This is a genomic window from Microvirgula curvata (genome assembly GCF_054781615.1).
Genome location: NZ_BAAGUB010000003.1, coordinates 210,081 through 233,613 on the forward strand (window position 1 = coordinate 210,081; position 23,533 = coordinate 233,613).

At 65.6% G+C, this 23,533-nt stretch carries 20 protein-coding genes; 7 read left to right on the forward strand and 13 right to left on the reverse strand.

Annotated elements, in window-relative coordinates:
* Positions 1 to 34 precede the first annotated feature (34 nt).
* Positions 35 to 2,830, forward strand: a complete 2,796-nt coding sequence (locus tag ACYVG8_RS01215; RefSeq protein WP_460744922.1) for an RHS repeat-associated core domain-containing protein — start codon at positions 35 to 37, stop codon at positions 2,828 to 2,830.
* Positions 2,831 to 2,904: 74 nt separating this feature from the next.
* Complete coding sequence (locus tag ACYVG8_RS01220; RefSeq protein WP_460744923.1) at positions 2,905 to 7,449, forward strand: SpvB/TcaC N-terminal domain-containing protein; 4,545 nt, start codon at positions 2,905 to 2,907, stop codon at positions 7,447 to 7,449.
* A 5-nt stretch (positions 7,450 to 7,454) separates the two neighbouring features.
* On the opposite strand, the gene ACYVG8_RS01225 is transcribed toward ACYVG8_RS01220, so the two are convergent.
* A complete protein-coding gene (locus ACYVG8_RS01225; RefSeq protein WP_460744924.1) occupies positions 7,455 to 7,976 on the reverse strand; it encodes a L,D-transpeptidase family protein in 522 nt (173 codons plus the stop codon).
* Between the two features lie 164 nt (positions 7,977 to 8,140).
* Between ACYVG8_RS01225 and tsaD the strand changes: the two genes are divergently transcribed.
* Positions 8,141 to 9,175: a tRNA (adenosine(37)-N6)-threonylcarbamoyltransferase complex transferase subunit TsaD gene (gene tsaD / locus ACYVG8_RS01230; RefSeq protein ID WP_028497657.1), complete on the forward strand. Its 1,035-nt coding sequence runs from the start codon at positions 8,141 to 8,143 to the stop codon at positions 9,173 to 9,175.
* A 4-nt stretch (positions 9,176 to 9,179) separates the two neighbouring features.
* Positions 9,180 to 10,484, forward strand: a complete 1,305-nt coding sequence (locus tag ACYVG8_RS01235; protein ID WP_460744925.1) for a replication-associated recombination protein A — start codon at positions 9,180 to 9,182, stop codon at positions 10,482 to 10,484.
* Between the two features lie 7 nt (positions 10,485 to 10,491).
* Here ACYVG8_RS01235 and ACYVG8_RS01240 read toward each other — a convergent pair whose 3' ends face one another.
* From ACYVG8_RS01240 to ACYVG8_RS01250, 3 genes are all read right to left on the reverse strand, one after another.
* Complete coding sequence (locus ACYVG8_RS01240; RefSeq protein ID WP_028497655.1) at positions 10,492 to 10,821, reverse strand: type II toxin-antitoxin system RelE/ParE family toxin; 330 nt, start codon at positions 10,819 to 10,821, stop codon at positions 10,492 to 10,494.
* Positions 10,818 to 11,090 carry a type II toxin-antitoxin system Phd/YefM family antitoxin gene (locus ACYVG8_RS01245; protein ID WP_028497654.1) on the reverse strand — a complete coding sequence of 91 codons (273 nt, stop codon included), beginning with the start codon at positions 11,088 to 11,090 and terminating at the stop codon, positions 10,818 to 10,820. Before ACYVG8_RS01245 ends, ACYVG8_RS01240 begins: the two co-directional genes overlap by 4 nt.
* A gap of 88 nt (positions 11,091 to 11,178) precedes the next feature.
* Positions 11,179 to 12,054 carry a prephenate dehydrogenase gene (locus ACYVG8_RS01250; RefSeq protein WP_233495190.1) on the reverse strand — a complete coding sequence of 292 codons (876 nt, stop codon included), beginning with the start codon at positions 12,052 to 12,054 and terminating at the stop codon, positions 11,179 to 11,181.
* A gap of 253 nt (positions 12,055 to 12,307) precedes the next feature.
* On the opposite strand from ACYVG8_RS01250, the gene ACYVG8_RS01255 reads away from it, so the two are divergent.
* The 3 genes from ACYVG8_RS01255 to ACYVG8_RS01265 all read left to right on the forward strand — a co-directional run bounded on the left by ACYVG8_RS01255 (position 12,308) and on the right by ACYVG8_RS01265 (position 13,406).
* Positions 12,308 to 12,628, forward strand: coding sequence for an ElaB/YgaM/YqjD family protein (locus ACYVG8_RS01255; RefSeq protein ID WP_028497652.1), 321 nt, complete (start codon positions 12,308 to 12,310; stop codon positions 12,626 to 12,628).
* Positions 12,629 to 12,720: 92 nt separating this feature from the next.
* Entirely contained in the window at positions 12,721 to 13,101 is a 381-nt protein-coding gene (locus ACYVG8_RS01260; protein WP_084299685.1) for a phage holin family protein, read from the forward strand.
* The gene (locus ACYVG8_RS01265) at positions 13,098 to 13,406 is read left to right on the forward strand and encodes a hypothetical protein (RefSeq protein ID WP_028497650.1); all 309 of its coding nucleotides are present in this window, start codon (positions 13,098 to 13,100) and stop codon (positions 13,404 to 13,406) included. The genes ACYVG8_RS01260 and ACYVG8_RS01265 overlap by 4 nt, the downstream gene beginning before the upstream one ends.
* A gap of 9 nt (positions 13,407 to 13,415) precedes the next feature.
* On the opposite strand, the gene ACYVG8_RS01270 is transcribed toward ACYVG8_RS01265, so the two are convergent.
* The 9 genes from ACYVG8_RS01270 to ACYVG8_RS01310 form a co-directional block, all read right to left on the reverse strand.
* Entirely contained in the window at positions 13,416 to 14,585 is a 1,170-nt protein-coding gene (locus tag ACYVG8_RS01270; protein WP_036384673.1) for a dicarboxylate/amino acid:cation symporter, read from the reverse strand.
* Between the two features lie 95 nt (positions 14,586 to 14,680).
* Positions 14,681 to 15,478 (reverse strand): aminodeoxychorismate lyase, encoded by a 798-nt coding sequence (gene pabC / locus ACYVG8_RS01275; RefSeq protein ID WP_460744926.1) that lies wholly within the window; start codon positions 15,476 to 15,478, stop codon positions 14,681 to 14,683.
* Between the two features lie 55 nt (positions 15,479 to 15,533).
* A complete protein-coding gene (locus ACYVG8_RS01280; protein ID WP_028497648.1) occupies positions 15,534 to 16,382 on the reverse strand; it encodes a Rossmann-like and DUF2520 domain-containing protein in 849 nt (282 codons plus the stop codon).
* A gap of 69 nt (positions 16,383 to 16,451) precedes the next feature.
* Positions 16,452 to 17,726, reverse strand: a complete 1,275-nt coding sequence (locus tag ACYVG8_RS01285; RefSeq protein WP_460744927.1) for an O-acetylhomoserine aminocarboxypropyltransferase/cysteine synthase family protein — start codon at positions 17,724 to 17,726, stop codon at positions 16,452 to 16,454.
* Between the two features lie 115 nt (positions 17,727 to 17,841).
* A complete protein-coding gene (locus ACYVG8_RS01290; RefSeq protein ID WP_107889395.1) occupies positions 17,842 to 18,996 on the reverse strand; it encodes a pyridoxal-phosphate-dependent aminotransferase family protein in 1,155 nt (384 codons plus the stop codon).
* Positions 18,997 to 19,285: 289 nt separating this feature from the next.
* Entirely contained in the window at positions 19,286 to 20,260 is a 975-nt protein-coding gene (locus ACYVG8_RS01295) for a peptide ABC transporter ATP-binding protein (RefSeq protein WP_028497645.1), read from the reverse strand.
* Positions 20,257 to 21,219: an ABC transporter ATP-binding protein gene (locus ACYVG8_RS01300; RefSeq protein WP_107889393.1), complete on the reverse strand. Its 963-nt coding sequence runs from the start codon at positions 21,217 to 21,219 to the stop codon at positions 20,257 to 20,259. Before ACYVG8_RS01300 ends, ACYVG8_RS01295 begins: the two co-directional genes overlap by 4 nt.
* 10 nt (positions 21,220 to 21,229) lie before the next feature.
* Positions 21,230 to 22,144 (reverse strand): ABC transporter permease subunit, encoded by a 915-nt coding sequence (locus ACYVG8_RS01305; RefSeq protein WP_051528580.1) that lies wholly within the window; start codon positions 22,142 to 22,144, stop codon positions 21,230 to 21,232.
* Between the two features lie 9 nt (positions 22,145 to 22,153).
* Positions 22,154 to 23,182, reverse strand: a complete 1,029-nt coding sequence (locus ACYVG8_RS01310) for an ABC transporter permease subunit (RefSeq protein ID WP_028497642.1) — start codon at positions 23,180 to 23,182, stop codon at positions 22,154 to 22,156.
* Positions 23,183 to 23,533: the final 351 nt, after the last annotated feature.

Genomic DNA, 23,533 nt, shown 5'->3' on the forward strand with positions numbered 1-23,533 from the left:
CCGCCGGGCGGCACCTGCATAATGAGGTGCAGCAATGATAGACAGCTACGACGAAATCGGCCGGGTGTGCGCCAATACCCCGGACATCACCGTCTTCGACGTCTGCGGCAACGTGGCACGACAGGTTCAGTCCAACCGGATACTGCCCGACGATCCGCTGGAGATCCGGATCACCCGCAACACTTATTCGATAAACGGTTTTCTGGTCTCCAGCATCGATCCGCGCCTGTTCGACCTGCAGCAGCAGGACAGCACCGTCCAGCCAAACGTCAGCCAGTTGAACGACCTGACCGGCCGCTGCCTGCGCAGCGACAGTGTCGACGCCGGCAAGCGCACCCTGGTATGGGATGTCGCAGGCAATCCGTTCCTGCAGTTTCTCGACGACGACGCCACCAGGCAGAGCCGCTTCGACTACGACACGCTGGGCCGACCGACTGCCGCCTACCAGAACGACGCCACCGGGACCGAACGGGTACGGGAACGCTGGTGCTATGGCGAGGGGGAGTCCGACCAGACGGCCGCCCGGGCCGGCAACCTGCTCGGCCGTTGCGTCCGCCATTACGACACGGCCGGCCGGCGAAGCATTTCCGGCTACACGCCCGGCGGCAAACCGCTTGGCGAGACCCGCCAGCTGGTCAAGGACCGCAGCCAGGGAACCGACTGGCAGGGGGCCGACGATGCAGCCTGGGCGGCCCTGCTGGAAACAAACGCCTATACCAGCACTCATGCCTACGATGCGCTGGACAATCCGCTGTCGCTGCTCGATGCGGTCGGCAACCGGCATGACCGCACGTACAACGTCGCCGGCCAGCTGGTCTCCATTGCCATCACCCAGAAAGGCAAGGATGCGGTCACGGTGATCAGCGACATCCGCTACGACGCCAACGGCCTGCGCATTTTCGACCGGCTCGGCAACAATGTGACCAACGAGCACAGCTACGATCCGGCCACCCGACGACTGATTGCCAGCCAGACCCTGCGCCCGGAGCAGGAAGGGCGCGACCCGATGCTGCAGGATCTGTACTACGACTATGACCCGGTCGGCAACATCATTGCCACCTACAACTATGCGCTGAACGACAGCGACAACGACAACGCCGGCATGCTGGGTGAGTCCACCTTTACCTACGATGCGTGCTACCAGCTGTGCGCCACGTCGGCCCGGGAAAATGCCAGGACCCGGCAGGGCCCCATGCCGCCCGATCCGATCACGCCGATCGTCATCGACCCGACGCAGATGAGTCCGTACGGACGCACCTACCGCTATGACAAGGGCGGGAACCTGCAGCAGATCAAGCATGAGGGGGCGGTGTCGTTCACCCAGGATTTCGTCGTGTCCGCCCGCAGCAACCGCAGCGTACTGCAGACCGCCACCGGCATCGACCCGGGCGCCGTCGATGCGCTGTTCGACGCACAGGGCAACCCGGCCACGCTGAGCACCGGCGCCACGCTGGCCTGGAACCGCTACAACCAGCTGGCGCAGGTCACCACCGTCACCCGCAGCGATGGCAATCCGAACGATACCGAAAGCTATTTCTACGATGGGCAGGGACAGCGGGTCTGCAAGGAAAGCAAGACGCTGCAGAGCACCGACAGTGGCAGCGTCAATACGATCCAGACCCTTTACCTGCCGGGCCTGACGCTGCGGCGCACCTATTACGGCAGTACGCTGAATGAGGAATTGCACACGCTGTCGATCCACGGCAGCAGCGACCAGGATATCCGCATCCTGCACTGGGAAGCCGGCGCACCGACCGATATCGCCAACGACCAGTATCGCTACAGCGTCAACAACCAGACGCGGTCGAACCTGATCGAGCTCGATGCCAATGCCGATATCCTGACCCTGGAGGAATACTATCCCTTCGGCGGCACGGCGGTCTGGTCGACGAAAAACACCACCGAGGCGAAGTACAAATTCCAGCGCTACGCCGGCAAGGAACGGGATGTCACCGGCCTGTACTACTACGGCTTCCGTTATTACATCCCGTGGATGGCACGCTGGGTCAATCCGGACCCGGCCGGCTATTCGGACGGGCTGAATGTCTATGAAATGACCAGGAACAATCCGGCCACCTATTTCGACCCGGATGGCCATCACAGTTTCAGCTACAGCGTACCGGACAGTGGTGTGCCGTGGATGTTCATGCTGCTGCCGGCACTCCTCGTGCTGCGACCGCCGGAACGCGGGTTGCTGGACGAGCCCCTCCCTGATCATCCAGGCATTCTCGAGTTGAGTCACTTCGATCGCGGACCGGCTTCCGGTACGGAAACGGGTAACGAGGAATACATCGACGGCTACCCGCTGGAAGACGTCCCGCTGGACAGCCCGTCGCCGGAGGCAGGCGACGCGTTCGTGGCGAGCGGGATGTCTGCTGAAGCGGCGCCGCTGCTGCCCGAGCGCCCTCTCGCCAGCCCGGCGCCAGCCAGCCGCGCCACCTTGAAAGCACGGGAGCTGGCAGGCAATCTGGGGGCACTCAGGGCCGCGACCGAGACCCATACCGGCATGTTGCGCTATACCGCCGAGATCGAGTATGCACAGACGATGGTCAATACCCTGACTGCCTTCGAAAAACTCATTATCGATGATCCGGGAAATGTATCCGGAATCATGGCGAAATTGGGATTCAATGACACGGAAACAATAGCCGAAGCCTTCGGTCTTCTGCATACGCAGAAGGGGAGAAGCAGTGAAATTGCCCAGAGCATTACGGCCGCGCTCGATGAGCAAATGAAGCGTCTGCATGCAAACGAGCCCATCGAAGCTTTCAACGTATCAGACTATTACCTGCACATGAATGGCGCGACGACAATGTCCAGCCATGCTTGATCCCCCGGTCCCGGCAAGGGGCCGGTGCTGCCCGCCCCTTGCCGGTCCAGTGCCATCCTGATCAGGAACGCATCATGAATCAGCAATTGGATGTCATTACCCCTTCGTCACTGCCGAAGGGCGGCGGCACGATCCAGGGCATGGGCGAGGCACTCGGCAAGGTCGGCATGACAGGCCAGGCCGGCCTGACCCTCCCCCTGCCGGTGTCGGCCGGCCGCGGCCATGCCCCGTCCGCCGTGCTTGCTTATGGCAGCGGCAGCGGCAACGGCCCGTTCGGGCTCGGCTGGTCGCTGGCCGGCCCGTGGGAAATCCGTCGCCGCACCAGCCTCGGCGTGCCGCGCTACCAGGACGATGACCTGTTTCTCGGCCCGGACGGCGAGGTGCTGGTCATCGCGGCCGGAGACGACAATCCGGTCACGGTCTCGACCTATGGTGACCTGACACTGGACCAGAGCTATACCGTCACCCGCTACTTGCCACGCATCGAAAGCGGATTCGATCGCATCGAACGCTGGCAGGGCAAGGACGACGGCAATGATTTCTGGCTGGTGCATGGCAGCGACGGCCAGCTGCACTGCGCCGGCAAGAGTGTGGCGGCCCGCGCCGCCGACCCGGCCGACGCCAGCCGCATTGTCCGCTGGCTGCTGGAAGAGTCGGTTACGCCGTCCGGCGAACACATCAGCTACCAGTACCGGCACGAGAATGCCGATGGCGTGACGCTGAGCGGCGCCGAGGCACTGCGCGACCATGCCGCGCAGTGCTATCCGCTGCAGTTCCAGTACGGCAATACCGTGCCCTGTGTGCCGTTGTACGCCTGGGGCCAGGGCGATCCGCCCGTCTGGCTGTTCACGCTGGTGTTCGACTATGGCGAACGCGGCACCGATGGCATGACCGCGCCGCCGTGGACAGCACCTGACAGCTGGCCGGTGCGGCAGGACCCGTTCTCCGACTATGCATGCGGCTTCGAGCTGCGCACGCTGCGGCTGTGCCGCCAGGTGCTGATGTTTCACCAGTTCGCGGCACTCGGCACGGCACCGGTGCTGGTTGGTCGCCTGCTGTTCGACCATGACGAAACTCCGTTGTGCAGCCAGCTGGTCGGTGCCCGGCACTGGGCCTACGACAGCCGTGGCACGCCGCTGTCGCTGCCGCCTCTGGATCTCGGCTATGCGCCGTTCAGCACCGACTGGCCGGCTGACGGCTACCAGCCGTTTCCTGCCCTGCCGGGTCTGGATGAAAGCCCGCATTACCAGCTGGTCGACCTGTACGGCGAGGGCCTGCCCGGCGTGCTGTACCGTAATGGCAGCGACTGGCGCTATCGCCCGCCGCAGCGCGATGCGCAGTCGGGTGGCGATGCCATTGCCTACGGACCATGGGAATCTCTGCCGCTGGTGCCGACGCTGCAGGCGGACAGCATGGCATTGATGGACCTGAATGGCGACGGCCGGCTGGACTGGCTGCTGGCCAGCCCCGGTCTGAGCGGTTATTTCACGCTGAACCCGGATCACAGCTGGTCCGGCTTCGTGCCGTTTCCGGCGCTGCCGACCGAGTTCCACCACCCGGAAGCACAACTGGCCGACCTGATCGGTGCCGGGCTGTCCGATCTGGCGCTGATCGGTCCGCGCAGCGTGCGGCTGTATGCAAACCGGCGCGAGGCCGGTTTCGGCCCCGGCGAGCAGGTCGACTGCCCTGACGCCACCCTGCCGACCATCGGCCACGACCCGGCCGCACTGGTCGCCTTCAGCGATATACTCGGCTCCGGCCAGCAGCATCTGGTACGCATCCGCCACGACCGGATCGAATGCTGGCCCAATCTGGGGCGCGGCCATTTTGGCGCCATGCTGACCCTGGCCGACGACCTGCCGTTCGATGCTGCCTCGTTCAACCCCGCCCGGGTGTTTCTCGCCGACCTGGATGGCTCCGGCGCCGCGGACCTGATCTATGCCGAGTCAGACCAGATCCGGATTTTCCTCAATCAGTCCGGCAACGGTTTCGACAGCAACGGGCACACCCTGCCGCTGCCGGCCGGCATCCGCTTCGACGACCTGTGCCACCTGGCTTTCGCCGATGTCGGCGGCAATGGCACCGCCAGCCTGGTGCTCAGCGTGCCGCACATGACACCACAGCACTGGCGCTACGACTTTGCCGCCGCCAAGCCGTATCTGCTGACCTCGATGAACAACAATATGGGCGCCGGTACCACCTGGAGCTATCGCGGTTCGGCACAGGAATGGCTGGATGAAAAACAGGCGGCGCCGGAGCACGTTTGCTCACTGCCGTTCGCCATGCCGCTGCTGTCGCGCATGGTCAGTACCGACGAAATCACCGGCAATATGCTGACCCAGCAATACCACTACCGCCAGGGCGTGTATGACGGCGCATGCCGGGAGTTCCGCGGCTTTGGCTTCGTCCAGCATCTGGACACCGACGCGTGCGCGGTGCCGACCGGCAGCGATGATGACTACTCGCCGCCGACGCTGACCAGGGCGTGGTATCACACCGGTGTGCAGGATGCCGAGGACAACCCGGCCGACACCCCGTATGCCGATCCGGCGCTGTTCGCTCTCGGCCCGTCCCGCTTCAGCAGCCTGAACACCGGCACCGGCGCCGACGACGTGCTGCCGGCGCCGGATGCCAGTACCCTGTTCCTGCTGTCGCGAGCCCTGAAGGGATCGCTGCTGCGCCAGGAGGTCTACGGCCAGGATGGCAGTGCACAGGCCGGGGTTCCGTACCATGTGCAGACCGCCCGCTACCAGGTCCGCCTGCTGCAGCCAGCCAGCGACACACAGCCGTACGCGGTCGTGCTGCCTATGCTGCTGGAGCAGCTGGACGTGCACTACGAGCGGATCGCCAGTGATCCGCTCGTACAGCAGCAAGTGACACTGCAGGTCGACGCGTATGGCGTGCCCACGGCAGCGGTCGCCATCAACTACGCGCGCCGGCCGCAGGGAGAGGTCGACCCGTACCCGTCCACGCTGCCGGCAACGCTGTGGGACAGCAGCTATGACGATGCCCAGCAATCGCTGCGGCTGACGGAAAGCCTGACCGGGGTGTATCACCTGACCGACCCGCAGGCATGGCGGCTCGGTCTGCCATGGCAGCAGCGCCGGAATGTGGTGACCGATCCGGACGGCTATGCCGGCTACCCGGTCGGCAACAGCAGCACCGGGCTCGATTACGAGGCGCTGGTCCAGCCCGACGGCGTGCTTGGCGACAGCCAGCCACGGGACTATGCCGGACAAAGCCTGGTCTGCTACTTCAACCAGGCCGGCACCGCGCAGCAGGATGCGCAGTCCGCGCCGCCCTGGCTGGCGCTGGTCCACCACATCGAAGTCGCCGAGCTGGATGCCGAGGCGCTGCATGCGTATGACGATGTGCCCGATTTCGACCTCAAGACCGAACTGGCGGCGGCCGGCTATGTGGAACAGCCGCTGCTGTTTCCGCGAGCGGACGAATCGGCCGCCACGGTATGGGTCATCGCCCACGGCTATCACGGCTACGTCGATGCCGAAGGCGCCTGGCTGCCGTTCAATCTGCCGCGCACGCAGCAAAGCAGCCTGCTGGTCGGCGCCAGCACGCTGGCCTATGACGACGACAGCTGCGTCGTTGTCAGCAGTACCGATGCGCTGGGCAACCAGACCCGGACCGCCTGCGACTACCGTTTTCTGGCCCCGTGGCAGTTGATCGATGCCAACGGCAACAAGCAGGAAGTCCTGTTCGACGCACTCGGACGCGTGTGCGCGACCAGTTTCTACGGCAGCGAACTGGACGAGAACGACGCGGTGATCAGCACCGGCTTCAACCCGGTCGCGGACTACGATGCCGGCGCGGCCGCCGTCGCCAGCATCGACGCGGCACTGGACGATCCGGCCGGTGCGGTGCAGGGCTGCGCGTCGGCCTGCCTGTACCAGTCCGACAGCTGGATGGGCAGCATCAGCCAGGCAGGGCTGGCCGCGTACGGATCAGCGGCACAGGCCGCCGCCTGGTGGCAGGCGCTGCTGCACGCCCACCTGATTGCGCCGGATGGCCGGATCCGTTCCCGCGGCCATGCATGGGCGCGAGGCGCGACCGATATCGCCGGCCTGCCGTCATCACTGCGCCCGCTGCTGACCGATGCGCCGCGCAGCCCGGTGCAGAGCGCGATCCTGCAGGCCGACCAGTACCCGGGCGCGGGCACCGCCGCGCAGATCCGCATCGCGCTGACCCAGTCCGACGGCTTCGGCCGTGCGCTGCAGAGCAAGCAGAAGGCAGAACCCGGCGACGCATACCAGGTCGATGCCGACGGCAATGTGCTGCTCGACGACAACGGCATGCCGGTGGTGGCCGATACCGGTACCGCACCGCGCTGGACGGTGTCCGGCCGGGTCGAGTACGACAACAAGGGCCAGCCGATACGCCAGTACCAGCCGTATTTCATCAATGCGCCGCAGTACGTGAACGACTCGTCGATCCGCAACTGGGGCTATGCCGATACCCATTACCACGATGCGCTGGGACGGGAAATCCGCGTTGTCACCGCACTGGGTTACCTGCGCCGGCACAGCGACTACCCGTGGTTCAGTGTCGACGAGGACGAGAACGATACTTTGAGCGAGGTGCTGTCGGCACAGGGGGCGCGCTGACCGCTTCACGGCCGGATCTCGACCTGCGTTCCCTCATCGATCAGGTCGAACAGCTCGCGCATGTCGGCATCGTCCAGCGCCACGCAGCCATCGGTCCAGTCGAAGGTGGCGCCGCCGCCATGGATGAACAGCGCGCCGCCGAGCCGGGTGTCCCACGGAGGGACTTCGCCGGCGGCGTGGGCGGCCATGATGCGGCGGTAGTCGTTGTCGGAAATCAGCCCGGCTTCCAGCCCGCGCAGGGCGTCATCCGGCCCCGGATAGCTGATGCCCAGTGAGCGATAAAAGCGGCTGGCCGGATTCTTGACCCGGATATCGTACTGGCCCTCGGCGGTGCGGCCGTCGCCGGCCTCGTGCTTGGTGCCCAGCGGGTGGCTGCCCAGCGACACCCGATAACTGCGGATCGGCTGGCCGTCAGCCAGTACCACCAGGGTGCGGGCACGCTTGTCGACCCGCAATGTCAGGGTAGCCGCACCGGCCAGCAGCGGCAGCAGCGCGATCAGGAACAGCAGCAGGCGAAGGCGGGTCACGTCGGGTCGGCCGGGAAGTCGGGGGGAAGCGGCATGATGTTACCCCGGCGCGAACCGGGCCCCGCCCGCCCGGCTGACGAACGGTTCGCGCGCGTCCGCTTGCCGCACGGGGTAAAATGACCGATTGATCACGCAGACTGCCGGCCTTCGCCGGCCCGCTCCCCATGCTCGTTCTCGGCTTTGAATCCTCGTGCGATGAGACCGGCGTTGCGCTGTACGACAGCGAACGCGGTCTGATCGCCCATGCACTGCACACCCAGATGGCCATGCATGCCGAATATGGCGGCGTGGTGCCGGAACTGGCCAGTCGCGACCACATCCGCCGTGCGATCCCGCTGGCCCAGGAGTGCCTGAAATCCGGCGGCAAGACACTGGCCGATGTCGACGCCATTGCCTACACCGAAGGCCCCGGCCTCGGCGGCGCGCTGCTGGTCGGCGCATCGGTCGCCAATGCACTGGCCTTCGGCCTCGGCATCCCGGTAGTGGCGGTCCATCATCTGGAAGGCCACCTGCTGTCGCCGATGCTGGCCGACCCGGCACCGGCCTTCCCGTTCGTTGCCCTGCTGGTGTCCGGCGGCCATACCCAGTTGATGGCGGTCCGCGCCATCGGCGACTACCAGACCCTCGGCGAAACGCTGGACGACGCGGCGGGCGAGGCCTTCGACAAGACCGCCAAACTGCTCGGCCTGCCGTATCCCGGCGGTCCGCTGCTGTCGAAGCTGGCCGAGTCCGGTGATCCGCTACGCTTTACCCTGCCCCGGCCGATGCTGCACTCCGGCGATCTCGACATGAGCTTTTCCGGACTGAAGACCGCGGTGCTGACGCTGGTACGCAAGATCGAACGCGAAGCCGGCGGCATCGACGAACAGACCCGCGCCGACATCTGCCGCGCGTTCCAGGAAGCCATTGTCGACGTGCTGCTGCACAAGTCGCTCGGCGCGCTGAAGCGCAGCGGCCTGAAACGGCTGGTGGTGGCCGGTGGCGTCGGCGCCAACACCCAGTTGCGCGCCGCGCTCGACCGCGCTGCCGCCCGCCACCGTTTCGAGGTGTTCTACCCGCCGCTGTCGCTGTGTACCGACAATGGCGCGATGATCGCGCTGGCCGGCTGCCACCGGCTCGCGCACGCACACCCGGCAGGCAGCTATTCGGTCAAGCCGCGCTGGGATCTGTCGGCACTGCCGGCACTGACCGGAGGCTGAACCGATGGCGGACCTGTTCAAAGTCGACCCGACGCCGCCGCTGGCCGAAGCCCTGCGGCCGCAGACACTGGACGAGGTCATCGGCCAGACCCACCTGCTCGGTCCCGGCAAGCCGCTGCGGCTGGCGTTCGAGTCCGGCACGCCGCACTCGATGATTCTGTGGGGCCCGCCCGGCGTCGGCAAGACCACGCTGGCGCGGCTGACTGCCCATGCGTTCGACTGCGCGTTCATCGCGCTGTCGGCCGTATTTGCCGGGGTCAAGGATATCCGCTCGGCCATGGAACAGGCCGAGCAGCATCTGGCACAGGGCCGGCACACCATTCTGTTCGTCGACGAGATCCACCGCTTCAACAAGTCGCAGCAGGACGCGCTGCTGCCGTATGTCGAATCCGGCCTGGTGACCTTTATCGGCGCCACGACCGAAAACCCGTCGTTCGAGGTCAACTCCGCGCTGCTGTCGCGCGCCCAGGTCTATGTGCTGAAATCGTTCGGCGACGACGAGCTGCGCCAGTTGCTGGCGCGCGCGCGCGACAAGGCGCTGACGACGCTGCAGTTCGACGATGCCGCCGTCGATACGCTGATCGGTTATGCCGACGGTGACGCCCGCCGTTTCCTGAATCTGCTCGAACAGGTGCAGACCGCGTCGCGTGCTGCCAGAACAACCACGATCAGCGCCACCTTCCTGCAGGAGGCGCTGACGCTGAACGCGCGCCGCTTCGACAAGGGCGGCGACAATTTCTACGACCAGATTTCGGCGCTGCACAAATCGGTGCGCGGCTCGGACCCGGATGCCGCGCTGTACTGGCTGTGCCGGATGCTGGATGGCGGCGCCGACCCGCGCTACCTGTCGCGGCGCATCGTGCGCATGGCGTGGGAGGATATCGGGCTGGCCGATCCGCGCGCGATGCAGATCGCCAACGACGCGGCAACCACCTTCGAGCGCCTCGGCTCGCCGGAAGGCGAGCTGGCGCTGGGGCAGGCAGTCATCTATCTGGCCATCGCCGCCAAGAGCAACGCCGGCTATATGGCGTACAACCAGGCACGTGCCTTCGTCAAACAGGACAAGTCGCGCGAGGTGCCGGTGCATCTGCGCAATGCGCCCACGAAGCTGATGAAGGAACTCGGCTACGGCCATGAGTACCGCTATGCCCATGACGAGCCGCACGCCTATGCGGCGGGTGAAACCTATCTGCCCGACGACATGCCGCCACCGCGCTGGTATGTGCCGGTGCCACGCGGGCTGGAAAGCAAGATTGCCGACAAGCTGGCCTTCCTGCGCCAGCTGGACGAGGACGCCGGCAAGTCGTAGAGGGGCGCTACGGTACGCTCAGCAACCTTCGTGTCAATAGTGACTGCATGTCTTCTCTGGCATCTGCGATCAGGTGGATGTAAACCGTACTCTGCCTGACCTCGTAGATGATGCGATTCATGCCCGCCAGCGCCTGCCGGTATTGCGTCAGGTTCAGGCGCTCGATTTCCTCGGGAATCCCTCCCGCCAGCGGGAAGGTTTCCAGCGCGCGGATGGATGCCTTTATCTTGTCGTAGCTGTCCTGCCAGACCGCCGCAGAAAAGCGCCGGAGCAGATAGCGCCTGAGTGTCTGCAGATCCCGCGTGGCGGAGGCCAGCAGTACGACGCGATGGCTCATTGCGGATCTTCCCGGTCCAGTTCGGCAAAGACGTCTTCGGCATCACGAAATTGCGCCAGCTCGATTTCCCGGTTTCCCATGGCCAGCAGCTTCAGCAAGGCCATGGTCTGCTCCTGCTCCTCATAGCTTTTTACGTCCATGACCACCAGCTTGGCTTCGCCATTCTGGGTAATCAGCAACGGCTCGCGGCTGCAGGAAATGTCCCTGACAATTTCGGCAGCATGGCTCTTGAGATAACTGATGGGTTTGATGTGCGATGAAAATTTCATGGAGGGCCCCGGCTCGGCGCTGAACAGACAGGACTGATTTTAGACCGAATTCAGTCCACAACCAATTCTGCTCCGCCCGGCGGTACCCTCACCGCTTCTGGAAGCGCGCAAACCAGTCCAGCCGGACGGCGCGCGCGCGCCGGTAGCGGGCTTCCATCGCGTCGCCGTCCCCGGCTGCCAGCTCGGCACGCAGGGCGGCCAGTTCGTTGCTGAAGGCATCGATCTCGGCCAGCAGCGCCTCGCGGTTGACCAGCGAGATATCACGCCACATTTCCGGATGACTGCCGGCGATGCGGGTGAAATCGCGAAAGCCGGTCGAGGCGAAGTCCAGGCAGCGCTGGGCATCGGGCCGCGAGGCCACGCTGTTCACGTACGAGAATGCCAGCAGGTGCGGCAGGTGACTGACGGTGGCGAACACCCGGTCATGGTCGGCCGGCGCCATCGCCACCACGGTGGCGCCACAGGTGCGCCAGGCGTCGCTGACCCGTTCGACGGCATCGGGCAGGGTCGTGTCCAGCGGCGCGACCACCACGGTGCGGTGCTCGAACAGCCCGTACTGGGCCGCCGCCGCACCGGACAGGTCGGAGCCGGCGATCGGATGCGCCGGGACACAGTAACCGAGCTGGCATGGCAGGTGCCGCTGCATCAGCAAGGCCACGTCGCCCTTGGTGCTGCCGGCATCGGTGACGATGGCCCGGGGCGGCAGATGGGCAGCAATGGCGTCGAACACTCCGCCCATCTGTCCGACCGGCGTGGCCACCAGCACCAGGTCGGCATCGCGCACCGCAAGGCCGGCATCGTGTTCGCAAGCATCGATCACGCCCAGTTCGATGGCGCGTTCGAGGTTGCGCACGCTGCGCCCGACCCCGACCACATGGTCCACCTGGCCGGCGCGCTTCAGCGCCAGCGCGAAAGAGCCGCCGATCAGGCCGACGCCGATGATCACCAGTTTGCCGATCCGCACACCTGTCCCCATCCCGAATAAATGCCCGTCATGATAGGCGAAAGGCGCGCCCGCCGGTCCAAGTTTGTCGATTGCCGGCCAGGGCCGGCGTCGGCTGCGCCATTGCCAAGTCGCCATGATTACGCAACTATGCAGAGACAAGCGCTTGATCCTCGCCCGACCGCCCCCAGCTGTCTTCTTGTAGCCGCCGACGGCCCGGGTCCGGACCGTCAGTGCATGTCTTCCCCTTCTTTCAACCCCACAGGAGAGTTTCATGGCAACTCAGAACGCAAGAAAGCAGGACCCGCAGGAAGCCCTGATCGACGATCTGCGCGATGTGCTGGCCGATACCGAAGCCATGATCGACGATGTGACCGCCCAGGGTGGCGAAAAGGCGCTGGCGCTGCGCGGCAAGATTGCCGACAACCTGCGCGCCGTGCGCAGCCGTCTGTACGACGCGGAACAGAAGGTGGCCGGCAAGGCCAAGGAAGCCGCCAGGGCGACCGATACCTATGTGCATGACCATCCGTGGCAATCGGTCGGCGTCGCCGCCGGCGTCGGCTTTCTGCTCGGCCTGCTGGTGTCGCGCCGCTGAGGCACCACCGATGACGCTGCCAGGCCGTCCCGCACTGCGGGGTGGCCGGCGCGTTTTTTTCTGATACCCGACCGAGACCCTTCACTGCGACCATGACCGATACCCGGCGCCCCTCCGCTTCCCCTGGCGTCATGCAACGGCTGCTTGGCAGCCTGCTTGGCCTGCTTCACGCCCACATGGGCCTGCTCGGCGTCGAGCTGGAGGAAGCGCGCGAGCGCATTCTCAGGATGGTGGTCCTCGGCATGCTCGGTGCCGGCGCGCTGCTGCTGTGCCTGCAGACGGTGATGATCGGCATCATCGTGCTGGCCGATCCGTCATGGCGACCGTATGCGGTCGGCACCATGGTGCTGGTCTTCCTGCTGATGGGCCTGGGCTGCATCGCTGCCGCACGCAAGCTGGCGCTGCACTCGCCGACGCCGTTTGCCGCCACGCTGGATGAACTCAAGCGCGACAAGGAGCGTCTGCTGTCATGAGCATGAGTGCCGCCGAAATCCGCGCCCGCCGCGATATCCGCAAGCAGCTTTACCGTCTCGAACTCGAATCGCACCGGCTGGAACTGGTCAGCGTGCTGGACGAGATGAAGCACCCGATCCGTCAGGCCGGCCGCTTTGCCGCCATGCTCGGCCTGCTGCGTGGCGGCTCGTCCGGCTGGATCGCCGCGCTTGGCAGCCTGGCCGCCTCGTCACGCTGGAAAGGTGCCGCCAGGTTCATTCCGCTGGCGCTGGCCGGCTGGCGACTGGCCGGCATCGTGCGCCGGCTGATTGCCCGCCGGCGCTGATCCCTTCTCTCAGGCTTCGTCGCCGACCGCTACCGCGGCCGGCACGGCCGCATCGACCGCCACCGCAATCGCGCCGTCGCCGGTCACGTTGCAGGCGGTGCCGAAGCTGTCCTGGGCCACATACAGCGCAATCATCAGCGCCAGACTGGCATCGCCAAAACCGAGCATCGACGCCAGCAGACCCAGCGCCGCCATCACGCCGCCGCCCGGCACGCCGGGTGCGGCGACCATGGCCACCCCCAGCATCAGGATGAACGGCAGCATGGTCGACCAGCTGGCCACGTCGAGCCCGGCGGTCATCATCATCACCGCCGTCGCGCACGACACCAGCGTGATGGTGCTGCCGCACAGATGGATGGTCGCGCACAGCGGGATGACGAAATCGCCGATCTCGTCGCGTACCGGCATCGCCCGCGCCTGACGCAGCGTGACCGGAATGGTCGCCGCCGACGACATGGTGCCGAGCGCGGTCAGGTAGGCCGGCAGCATGGTCCGCAGCAGGCGCAGCGGATTGCGTCCGGTCGCCGTACCGGCCACCGTATACAGCACCGCCAGCCATACCCAGTGCAGCAGCACCGCCAGCAGCAGCACCACGCCAAAGGTCTTCAGCGTATCGAACACCGTGCCGTCGGCCGCCATGCCGGCGAACACGCCGGCAATATAGAACGGCAGCAGCGGGATCAGGGCACTGGCCAGCACCCACTCGACGATATTGCGCCCCTCGTCGGCGACCCGGCGCAGCGAGGTCGCACCGGTCGCGGAAATGCCGATGCCGCCGATAAAGGCCAGGCCCAGCGCGGTCATGACGTCAAACAGCGGCTTGATGTCGACGGTAAAGAACGGCTCCAGCGCCTGTTCATGCCGGGCCGCGGCATGGATGCCCTCGGCGATCAGCCCCGGCAACACCTCGTGCGCCACCGCAAAGGCGAAGCCGCCGGCCAGAATGGTCGACAGATAGGCCAGCCCGACCGTCAGCCCGAGCAGCCGGCCGGAATTGCGTTCCAGGCTGGCAATCCCGCTCATGATGTAGAACAGGATGATCAGCGGAATGACGAAATTGAGGAACTGGCCGAACAGCGCCTTGAAGGTCAGCAGACCGCGCACCACGTCCGCCGGGGCAAACAGGCCGAGCAGCGCACCGACCAGCATGCCGGCCAGCAATTTCAGAATAAGGTTCATCGACGATTCGAATCTGACATGCAAACCGGCGATTATATAAGTTATCCACAAAATTCTCAGTCAGACGCTTCCTGTTTTCGTTCAGAAAAGCGCCACTATCCGGCCTCGGTCAGTACGGCCGCCAGCTGTTCTGTCGCCGTGCGCGAGCGGCTGCGCCAGTCGCCGAGCCGGGCCAGCGGCCAGACGCCGATCAGCGAATTGACGCAGAGGATCTCGTCGGCAGCAAGCAGGTCGCCCAGTCGCAATTCGGTTTCCTGCAGCGGCAACGTCGCCATCAGGCAGGCGCGCACGGCGCCGGCGACACCGGCACCGTCCAGCCGTGGCGTCAGCAACGCACCATCATGACTGATGACCAGATTGGACATCGTGCCTTCGATCACCCGGCCTTCGCTGTCGCGCAGGATGCCTTCGCGAATGGCCGGGTCGGCCCATTCGGCCCGGGCCAGCACGTTCTCCAGCCGGTTCAGGTGCTTGATGCCGGCCAGCCGCGGCTGGAGCGCCAGCCGCCAGTCGCACAGCCGGGCGACGATGCCGTCGCGAAAGCAGCTGTCCGGCGCCGCCAGATACGGCGAGGCCTGGACGATCAGGGTCGAGCCCGGCGCCGAGGCCGGCGAATAGCCGCGTGCGCCCTGCCCCCGGGTCACGGTGATCCGGACCGTGGCTTCGTCAATGCCGGCGCAGACGCGGGTAATGTCGGCCAGCAGCGGGTCGACATCCGGCAGCGGCAGCCCCAGTGCCGCGCAGTCATGCGCCAGCCGCTGCCATTGCCAGCGCCACAGCCGGGGCTGGCCATGGCTGGCGCGCAGGGTGCGGAACACGCCGTCGCCATAGGTGAAGCCCCGGTCGGACACGGGCAGACTCTCGGCGGGCTGATGATTGATCAGGATCGGCATGGCGGCAGCAAACAGGGGAACGAAGCTGCCATGATGCCAGTTCGGCAGCGGACAATCACCGCGCCAGCGCCTCGTGCACGGCGGCGATCCGGGCCGGCTCCAGCCCCGGCGCAGCCAGTTGCAGGGCCAGCCGGCCCAGCGCCCGGTAAGCGTCGGCGTCGGCCGGCACCTGGTCAAGACCGGCCAGATGCAGCGCCACGGTGGCCGCATCGCCGCGCGCCACCGGTCCGGTCAGGGCGGCCGCCGGGCCAAGGGTGAAGGCATTGGCCAGCGACTGGCCTGCCAGCGGTGCCAGCACCGCACGTGCGGTCGCGGCATCCAGCCCGGCCCGCTGCGCGGTCCGCAATGCCAGATCGGCCAGCACCACCGCGTAGTTCGAGGCGATCGCACAGGCGGCGTGATACCCGGGCTTGGCGGCGGCGGCAAGCGGGAACGGCGCGCCACCGATGGCGGCAAACAGGGCAGACAGGGTCTGGCAGGCTGCCGCATCGCCTTCCAGTGCCACCGGCGTACCGGCAAACTCGCGCACCGCCCGCGCCGGCTCGGCAAAGCTCAGCGCCGGGTGCGCGCTGGCGGTCGCCAGCCCGCGCGCGGCCAGCGGTGCCAGCACGGCGGCGGTCAGCGCACCGCTGGCGTGAAAAACCGTGCCGCGGTCGATGCGACCGGCCAGTGTCTCGGCAACCGCAGCCAGTTCGCTGTCGGGCACGGCCAGCAGCCACAGCGCAGCCGGCGGCATGGCGTCCAGCGCCAGTGCCTGACCGGCGCCGATAAAGGCCACCGCGTCAGCGGCGGAGTCCGTACGCCGGGTACAGACGCCGCCGAGGCGCACCGCGCCGGCCTGATGCCACAAGCGCGCCAGCGACCGGCCGACCCGACCGGCGCCCACCACGTTCAATACCTGCATGCCAGGCAACCTCCAGCAATGAAAACGGCGCGATGGCCAAGGCCATCGCGCCGGCAAACATACACTTTGTCAGGCTGCAGCGGCCAGCGCCTGGTCGATATCTTCCAGCAGGTCGTCGATATGCTCGATGCCGATCGACAGCCGGATCATTTCCGGACGCACGCCGGCCTTCAACTGCTCTTCCGGGCTCAACTGACGGTGGGTGGTGCTGCCCGGATGGCAGGCCAGGCTCTTGGCGTCGCCGATATTGACCAGTCGCGTGACCAGCTGCAGCGCGTCGATGAACCTGGCGCCACCGACCGCACCGGTCTTGATGCCGAAGCTGAGCACGCCGGAAGCGCGTCCGCCCATGTACATGTCGACCAGCAGCTTGCTGATATTGCCTTCCAGCGCCGCATACTCGACCCAGTCGACCAGCGGATGCCGGGACAGGTGGCGGGCGATGGCCAGTGCGTTGTCGCAGATCCGGTCCATGCGCAGCGGCAGGGTCTCGATGCCCTGCAGGATCAGGAAGCTGTTCATCGGCGAGATCGCCGCGCCCATATTGCGCAACGGCACCACCCGCGCCCGGGCGATATAGGCAGCCGCCCCCAGCACTTCGACGTAGTTGACGCCGTGATAGCTGACGTCCGGTTCGTTCAGGCGCTTGAAGCGCTCCTTGTGCTCGCCCCACGGGAACTTGCCCGAGTCGACGATGATGCCGCCGATGCTGGTGCCGTGGCCACCAAGGTATTTGGTCAGCGAATGGACCACGATATCGGCGCCATGCTCGAACGGACGGCACAGGTACGGACTCGGTACGGTGTTGTCGACGATCAGCGGCACACCGTGGGCGTGGGCAATGTCGGCAAAGGCGGCGAAATCGACCACATTGCCGAGCGGATTGCCGATGCTTTCGCAGAACACCGCCTTGGTGCGTGCGTCGATCAGGCCGGCAATGTCTTCCGGTTTGCGATAGTCGACGAAGCGCACTTCGATGCCCAGTTGCGGCAGGGTATGGGCGAACAGGTTGTAGGTGCCGCCATACAGGGTCGAGGTGGCGATGATGTTGTCACCGGTCTCGGCAATGGTCTGGATTGCGTAGCAGGTTGCGGCCATGCCGCTGGCGACGGCCAGTGCGCCGATGCCGCCCTCCATCGCCGCGACGCGCTTTTCCAGCACGTCGGTGGTCGGGTTCATGATGCGGGTGTAGATATTGCCCTGCACCTTCAGGTCGAACAGGTCGGCACCATGCTGGGTGCTGTCGAACGCAAAGCTGGTGGTCTGGTAGATCGGGACGGCGACGGCCTTGGTGGTCGGGTCGGGCGAGAATCCGCCATGGACGGCCAGGGTTTCAATGCGCATGACGACAGGTCCTGTACGAAAAGAGGGATGACCGCAACATAACCGGCCACGGCCATGCAGGCAACCATCCCTCTGTACTGACTTAATAGCTATTTGGCATTTGCCGTGGCGCTGCTTACCCGGCAGCACGCACCAGTTCGCGCTGCAGTACGGCCAGCCCGGCGCCCAGCTCGACCGGGATCCCGCTGCGCACGGCGGCACGCTCGATCGCCGCCAGCGTGGCCACCAGATCGTGCGCGTCGATATTGCCCATATGGCCCAGCCGGAACATGCGGCCGGCATAGGCAGCCAGCCCGCCAGCCACCATCACCCCCTCCTCGGCCAGCAGCCGGCGGAAGGCGGCATCGTCGGCCCCGGACGGATAGATCAGGTTGGACAGTGTCACCGCACGATGATCGGCCTCGGCCAGTACCCGGAAGCCCAGTGCTTCCAGCGCGGCCTGCATCGCCCGCGCCGTGCGCCGGTGGCGGGCGTAGCGGTTTTCCAGTCCTTCTTCCTTGATCAGCCGCACCGCTTCCTTCAGTGCCCAGACCAGGTTGACGGCCGGGGTGGCAAAGTACTTTGCCGGCTCGTGCATGATCGGCAGCCACTTGTCGAAGTCGATGTAGTAGTCGGGAATGGTGCCCAGCGATGCACGACGCGCCAGCGCCTTCGGCCCGGCCCACAGGATCGCCAGTCCCGGCGGTACGCCGAATGCCTTCTGCGAACCGGTCAGCAGAATGTCGATGCCCATGTCGTCGACGTACTCCGGTTCGGCGGCGGTCGCGCACACGCCATCGACGATATACAGCGTGTCGGGGAAGCGGCGCAGCAGCTGGCCGATTTCGGCGACCGGCGCGCACACCCCGGTCGAGGTATCGACGTGGGTCACGGTGATCGCCTGGTAGTTCTTGCTCGCCAGCGCACGTTCGATCTGCTCCAGCGGCACGATCCGGCCCCATTCACTGGCCAGCACGTCGACTTCGATGCCACGGCGCGAGCACAGCTCGGAGAAACGGTCGCCAAAGTAGCCGTGCGACACCACCAGCGCCCGGTCGCCGGCGCGCAGGCTGTTGGCGACGGCCATTTCCATCCCCAGCGTACCGGTGCCGGCGACGACAAAGACTTCGCCCGTCGTTTTCCACAGCGACTTCAGGTCATCGAGCAGCGACGTGAAGTCGCGCACGAAGTCGGGATCGCCAAAGGCGGCGGTCTCGCGTCCCATCTGTTCCTGAATGGAACGCACGACCGGCGTCGGTCCCGGAATCATTACCAGCTTCTTGGTCTTCATTCCCATCTGCCTTTCTGGAGCGTGTCGCAGGCCTGCGAAAAAAAATCCCTGTCAAACTGCCCACACCCCTCCCGGCGAAGAACGGACGAGCGCAGCGAGGTTTCCCCGCGACGGCGGGGACGGAAGGGGCAGGATTCAATCAGGCAGACTGCCGCCTGCACTGACAGTACTGTCAGTCGGGCATGCACCGACGCCACGCAAACCGTCGGTGCCCGCCTTCATGAGCAGTCTTGTAGTCATAAACCGGATTTACCGATTCGGCATTGACGCAGATCGACCACCGCCATGCTCAGCCGTTGATCGACTCCGCATGATGGCAGGCGACCCGGGTTTCGCCGAGCGGTCGCAATTCCGGCACCTCGTGCCGGCAGCGTTCGGTCGCGAACGGGCAGCGCTTGTGGAACGCACAGCCTTCCGGCGGGTTGAGCGGACTCGGCAGCTCGCCGGTCACCTTGATCTTGATCTTGCGGTTCTCGGCATGGATGGACGGCGTGGCCGACAGCAGCACCCTGGTGTACGGGTGCAGCGGCGTCGCATACAGAGTGGCCTTGTCCGCCACTTCGACCGCCCGGCCGAGGTACATCACCATCACCGTATCGGCAACGTGTTCGACCACGGCCAGGTTGTGGGTGATGAACACATAGGCGGTACGGAACTCGTCCTGCAGGTCCATGAACAGGTTCAGCACCTGGGCCTGGATCGACACGTCCAGCGCCGAGGTCGGTTCGTCGGCGACAACGATGCCGGGGTTCAGCATCATCGCCCGCGCAATGGCAATGCGCTGGCGCTGACCACCGGAAAACATGTGCGGATAGCGGAAGAAGTACTCCGGTCGCAGGCCGACCCGGTCCATCATCTCGCGCACCTTGTCATCGCGCTCCTGCCGCGACAGCGCGGTGTTGATCGCCAGCGGTTCGCCAAGCTGGGTGCCGATCTTCTGCCGCGGGTTCAGCGAGCCGTACGGGTTCTGGAACACCATCTGCACCTTCTGCCGCAGGGTGTGGATCAGCGCCTTGTCGGCCCGGGCCGCATCATGGCCGTCGATCTGCAGCGAGCCGCTGGTCGGGGCCTCGATCAGGGTCAGTTGCCGCGCCAGCGTGGACTTGCCGCAGCCGGACTCGCCGACCACGGCCAGCGTGCGGCCCGGACTCAGGTCAAAACTGACACCGTTCAGCGCCTTGACAGTGGCCAGGCCCTTCATGAAACCGCGGCTGACCTGGTAGTGACGGGTCAGGTCGCGGGCGGAAAGAATGACGTCGCTCATGCGGCCTCCGTATAGGTCAGCGGGTAGTAGCAGCGCGCCTCGCCATGCGAGGTGGCCACCAGTTCCGGCCGTGTGGCGCGGCAGTTGTCCTGCACGTACGGGCAGCGTGGCGACAGCAGACAGCCGCCGGGCCGGTCATAGGCGCCGGGTACCACGCCGGGCAGCGTGCGCAGGCGCGACGCGCCCTTGCTGTGCTCGGGAATGGCCGACAGCAGCGCTTCGGTATACGGATGGTGCGGGGTGCGGAACAGCTGCGGCACGCGACCGGTCTCGACCACCTGGCCGGCATACATCACCTGCACCCGGTCAGCGATCTCGGCGATAACCGCCAGGTCGTGGGTAATCATCACCAGCGCCATGCCATGGTTTTTCTGCAGGTTGACCAGCAGTTCCATGATCTGCGCCTGGATGGTGACGTCGAGCGCGGTGGTCGGCTCGTCGGCGATCAGCAGTTTCGGACGACAGGCGATCGCCATTGCAATCACCACCCGCTGGCTCATGCCGCCGGACAGCTGGTGCGGATAGGCATTGAGCCGGCTGGCCGGGCTGGGGATTTCGACCAGCTCCATCAGTTCGATCGCGCGCTGTTTCAGTGCGGCGCCGTGCAGGCCCTGGTGCAGTTTCAGCACTTCCATGATCTGGAAGCCGACGGTATAGCTCGGGTTCAGGCTGGTCATCGGGTCCTGGAAGATCATGGCGATGTCCTTGCCGACGATCTTGCGCCGGGCGCGGGCACCCATTTTCATCAGGTCCTTGCCATCGAAGGTCATGGCATCGGCACTGATCGTGCCATTGCTGTCGATCAGCCCCATCAGCGCCATCATGGTCACCGACTTGCCCGAACCGGACTCGCCGACGATGCCGACGATCTCGCCGGCCTCGACTTGCAGGTCGACACCCTCGACGGCATTGAAGTGGCCGAAGCGTACCGCCAGATTGCGGATATCCAACAAACTCATCAGCGGTCTCCTAGGCGGCGCGCTTGAGTTTCGGGTCCAGCGCATCGCGCAGCCCGTCACCCATCAGATTGATCGCCAGCACCGACAGCAGAATGGTCAGCCCCGGCAGAGTCACGACCCACCACGCACGTTCGATATAGTCGCGCGCGCTGGCCAGCATGGTGCCCCACTCCGGCGTCGGCGGTTGCACGCCCAGGCCGAGGAAGCCGAGCGCGGCGGCATCGAGAATCGCGGTGGAGAAGCCCATGGTCGCGTTGACGATCAGCGGCGCCATGCAGTTCGGCAGTACGGTAATGAACATCAGGCGCAGGATGCCGGCGCCGGCCACCCGGCTGGCGGTCACGTATTCACGGTTCAGTTCGGACATGGCCGACGCCCGCGTCAGCCGCACATAACCCGGCAGGGCGACGATGGCAATGGCCATCATGGTATTGATCAGGCCCGGCCCGAGGATGGCGACGATGGCCACCGCCAGCAGCAGGCTCGGCAGCGCCATCATCACGTCCATCAGCCGCATGATCAGGCTGCCGGCCAGTTTCGGAAAGAAAGCGGCCGCCAGACCGAGTGCAATGCCCGGCAGCAGTGACATCACCACCGAGGACAGGCCGATCAGCAGCGACAGCCGGGCGCCATAGATCAGTCGCGACAGGATGTCGCGTCCCAGTTCATCGGTACCGAACAGGAACTGGCTGCTGCCGCCATCCAGCCAGACCGGCGGTGTCAGCAGGTGATCGCGGAACTGCTCGATCGGATCGTGCGGCGCCAGCAGCGGCGCGAACAGCGCACAGGCGAGCACCAGCAGCATGAACAGCAGGCCGGCGACGGCGCCGCGGTTGTGTGCAAAGCTCTGCCAGAATTCGCGCAGCGGGGACGGATGGTCCGGCGCGTCGGCCGGTGCCACGGTCAGGGTATTCGTTGTCGTCATGACGCCCTCTTATCTCTGGTGGCGGATGCGCGGGTTGGCGATGCCGTACAGCACGTCAACGAGGAAGTTCACCACGATGACCAGCGTGGCGACGATCAGGATGCCGTTCTGCACCACCGGGTAGTCGCGGCGGCCAATGGCGTCGATCAGCCATTTGCCGATGCCCGGCCACGAGAAGATGGTCTCGGTCAGCACCGCACCGGCGAGCAGCGTGCCCACCTGCAGGCCGATCACGGTCAGCACCGGGATCAGCGCATTGCGCAGCGCATGCACGAACACCACCCGCATCGGCGACAGCCCCTTGGCGCGCGCGGTGCGGATATAGTCCTCGCGCAGCACTTCGAGCATCGACGAGCGCGTCATCCGCGCAATCACCGCCAGCGGGATGGTGGCGAGCACCACGGCCGGCAGGATCAGGTGGCGGACGGCGTCGACAAAGGCGCCGGCGTTCAGTTCCGGATCGGCCTGCTGCGCCAGCCAGGTGTCGATCAGCATGAAGCCGGTTTTCGGGTCGATGTCATACATCAGGTCGATGCGCCCGGACACCGGGGTCCAGCCCAGCGTCACCGAGAAGAACATGATCAGGATCAGCCCCCACCAGAAGATCGGCATCGAGAAACCGGTCAGGCTCAGGCCCATTACGCCATGGTCGAGAATGGTGCCGCGCTTGATGGCGGCAACGACGCCGGCCAGCAGGCCGAGCACCACCGCGATCAGCATCGCGGCACTGGCCAGTTCCAGCGTGGCCGGGAACAGCACGGTGAATTCCTTCCACACGCTCTCGCGCGTCACCAGCGACTGCCCGAGATCGCCATGAGCCAGACTGGTGATGTAGTCGAGATATTGTGCCGGCAGGGATTTGTCGAGTCCGAGGCGATGCATGGCTTCTGCATGCATGACCGGATCGACGCGACGCTCGCCCATCATCACTTCGACCGGGTCGCCAGGAATCAGCCGGATCAACCCGAAGGTGATCAGCGTGATGCCGAAGAAGGTCGGAATGAGCAGGCCGAGTCGTCTCAGAACGAACGAGAACATCGGTGAGTCCTTTTAGGAAATGCGTTTGACGCTTTCATGAACGGCGGATCATAGCGGCGGGGTCGCCCGGCAACAATCAACGCATGATCCCGCCCCCCGGCGACACCATGCCGCAGCGGGCCGGCACATGTTCGAACACGAACGCCCGCGCACCCGGCCAGTGCTGCACAAACCGGTCTGATGACAGAAATTCCGCAATTCGCCCAGAAAAACGCAAGCAAGCGCCACTTCCATTCCGTCAGCATGGTCATTAACACTCAAGGAATGGGGAATGTTCACTTTCGCGCCTCACCGCCGCAAGCACAGTATGTCGCCTGCAGAAATGAATATGGCGCATCGCTGTCTTTTATG

Bases quoted from the DNA above. Each gene is read 5' to 3' on its own strand.
- ACYVG8_RS01215 (WP_460744922.1), top strand. From the start codon at position 35: ATGATAGACAGCTACGACGAAATCGGCCGGGTGTGCGCCAATACCCCG.
- ACYVG8_RS01220 (WP_460744923.1), top strand. From the start codon at position 2,905: ATGAATCAGCAATTGGATGTCATTACCCCTTCGTCACTGCCGAAGGGC.
- tsaD (WP_028497657.1), top strand. From the start codon at position 8,141: ATGCTCGTTCTCGGCTTTGAATCCTCGTGCGATGAGACCGGCGTTGCG.
- ACYVG8_RS01235 (WP_460744925.1), top strand. From the start codon at position 9,180: ATGGCGGACCTGTTCAAAGTCGACCCGACGCCGCCGCTGGCCGAAGCC.
- ACYVG8_RS01240 (WP_028497655.1), bottom strand. From the start codon at position 10,821: ATGAGCCATCGCGTCGTACTGCTGGCCTCCGCCACGCGGGATCTGCAG.
- ACYVG8_RS01245 (WP_028497654.1), bottom strand. From the start codon at position 11,090: ATGAAATTTTCATCGCACATCAAACCCATCAGTTATCTCAAGAGCCAT.
- ACYVG8_RS01255 (WP_028497652.1), top strand. From the start codon at position 12,308: ATGGCAACTCAGAACGCAAGAAAGCAGGACCCGCAGGAAGCCCTGATC.
- ACYVG8_RS01260 (WP_084299685.1), top strand. From the start codon at position 12,721: ATGACCGATACCCGGCGCCCCTCCGCTTCCCCTGGCGTCATGCAACGG.
- ACYVG8_RS01265 (WP_028497650.1), top strand. From the start codon at position 13,098: ATGAGCATGAGTGCCGCCGAAATCCGCGCCCGCCGCGATATCCGCAAG.
- ACYVG8_RS01270 (WP_036384673.1), bottom strand. From the start codon at position 14,585: ATGAACCTTATTCTGAAATTGCTGGCCGGCATGCTGGTCGGTGCGCTG.
- pabC (WP_460744926.1), bottom strand. From the start codon at position 15,478: ATGCCGATCCTGATCAATCATCAGCCCGCCGAGAGTCTGCCCGTGTCC.
- ACYVG8_RS01280 (WP_028497648.1), bottom strand. From the start codon at position 16,382: ATGCAGGTATTGAACGTGGTGGGCGCCGGTCGGGTCGGCCGGTCGCTG.
- ACYVG8_RS01285 (WP_460744927.1), bottom strand. From the start codon at position 17,726: ATGCGCATTGAAACCCTGGCCGTCCATGGCGGATTCTCGCCCGACCCG.
- ACYVG8_RS01290 (WP_107889395.1), bottom strand. From the start codon at position 18,996: ATGAAGACCAAGAAGCTGGTAATGATTCCGGGACCGACGCCGGTCGTG.
- ACYVG8_RS01295 (WP_028497645.1), bottom strand. From the start codon at position 20,260: ATGAGCGACGTCATTCTTTCCGCCCGCGACCTGACCCGTCACTACCAG.
- ACYVG8_RS01300 (WP_107889393.1), bottom strand. From the start codon at position 21,219: ATGAGTTTGTTGGATATCCGCAATCTGGCGGTACGCTTCGGCCACTTC.
- ACYVG8_RS01305 (WP_051528580.1), bottom strand. From the start codon at position 22,144: ATGACGACAACGAATACCCTGACCGTGGCACCGGCCGACGCGCCGGAC.
- ACYVG8_RS01310 (WP_028497642.1), bottom strand. From the start codon at position 23,182: ATGTTCTCGTTCGTTCTGAGACGACTCGGCCTGCTCATTCCGACCTTC.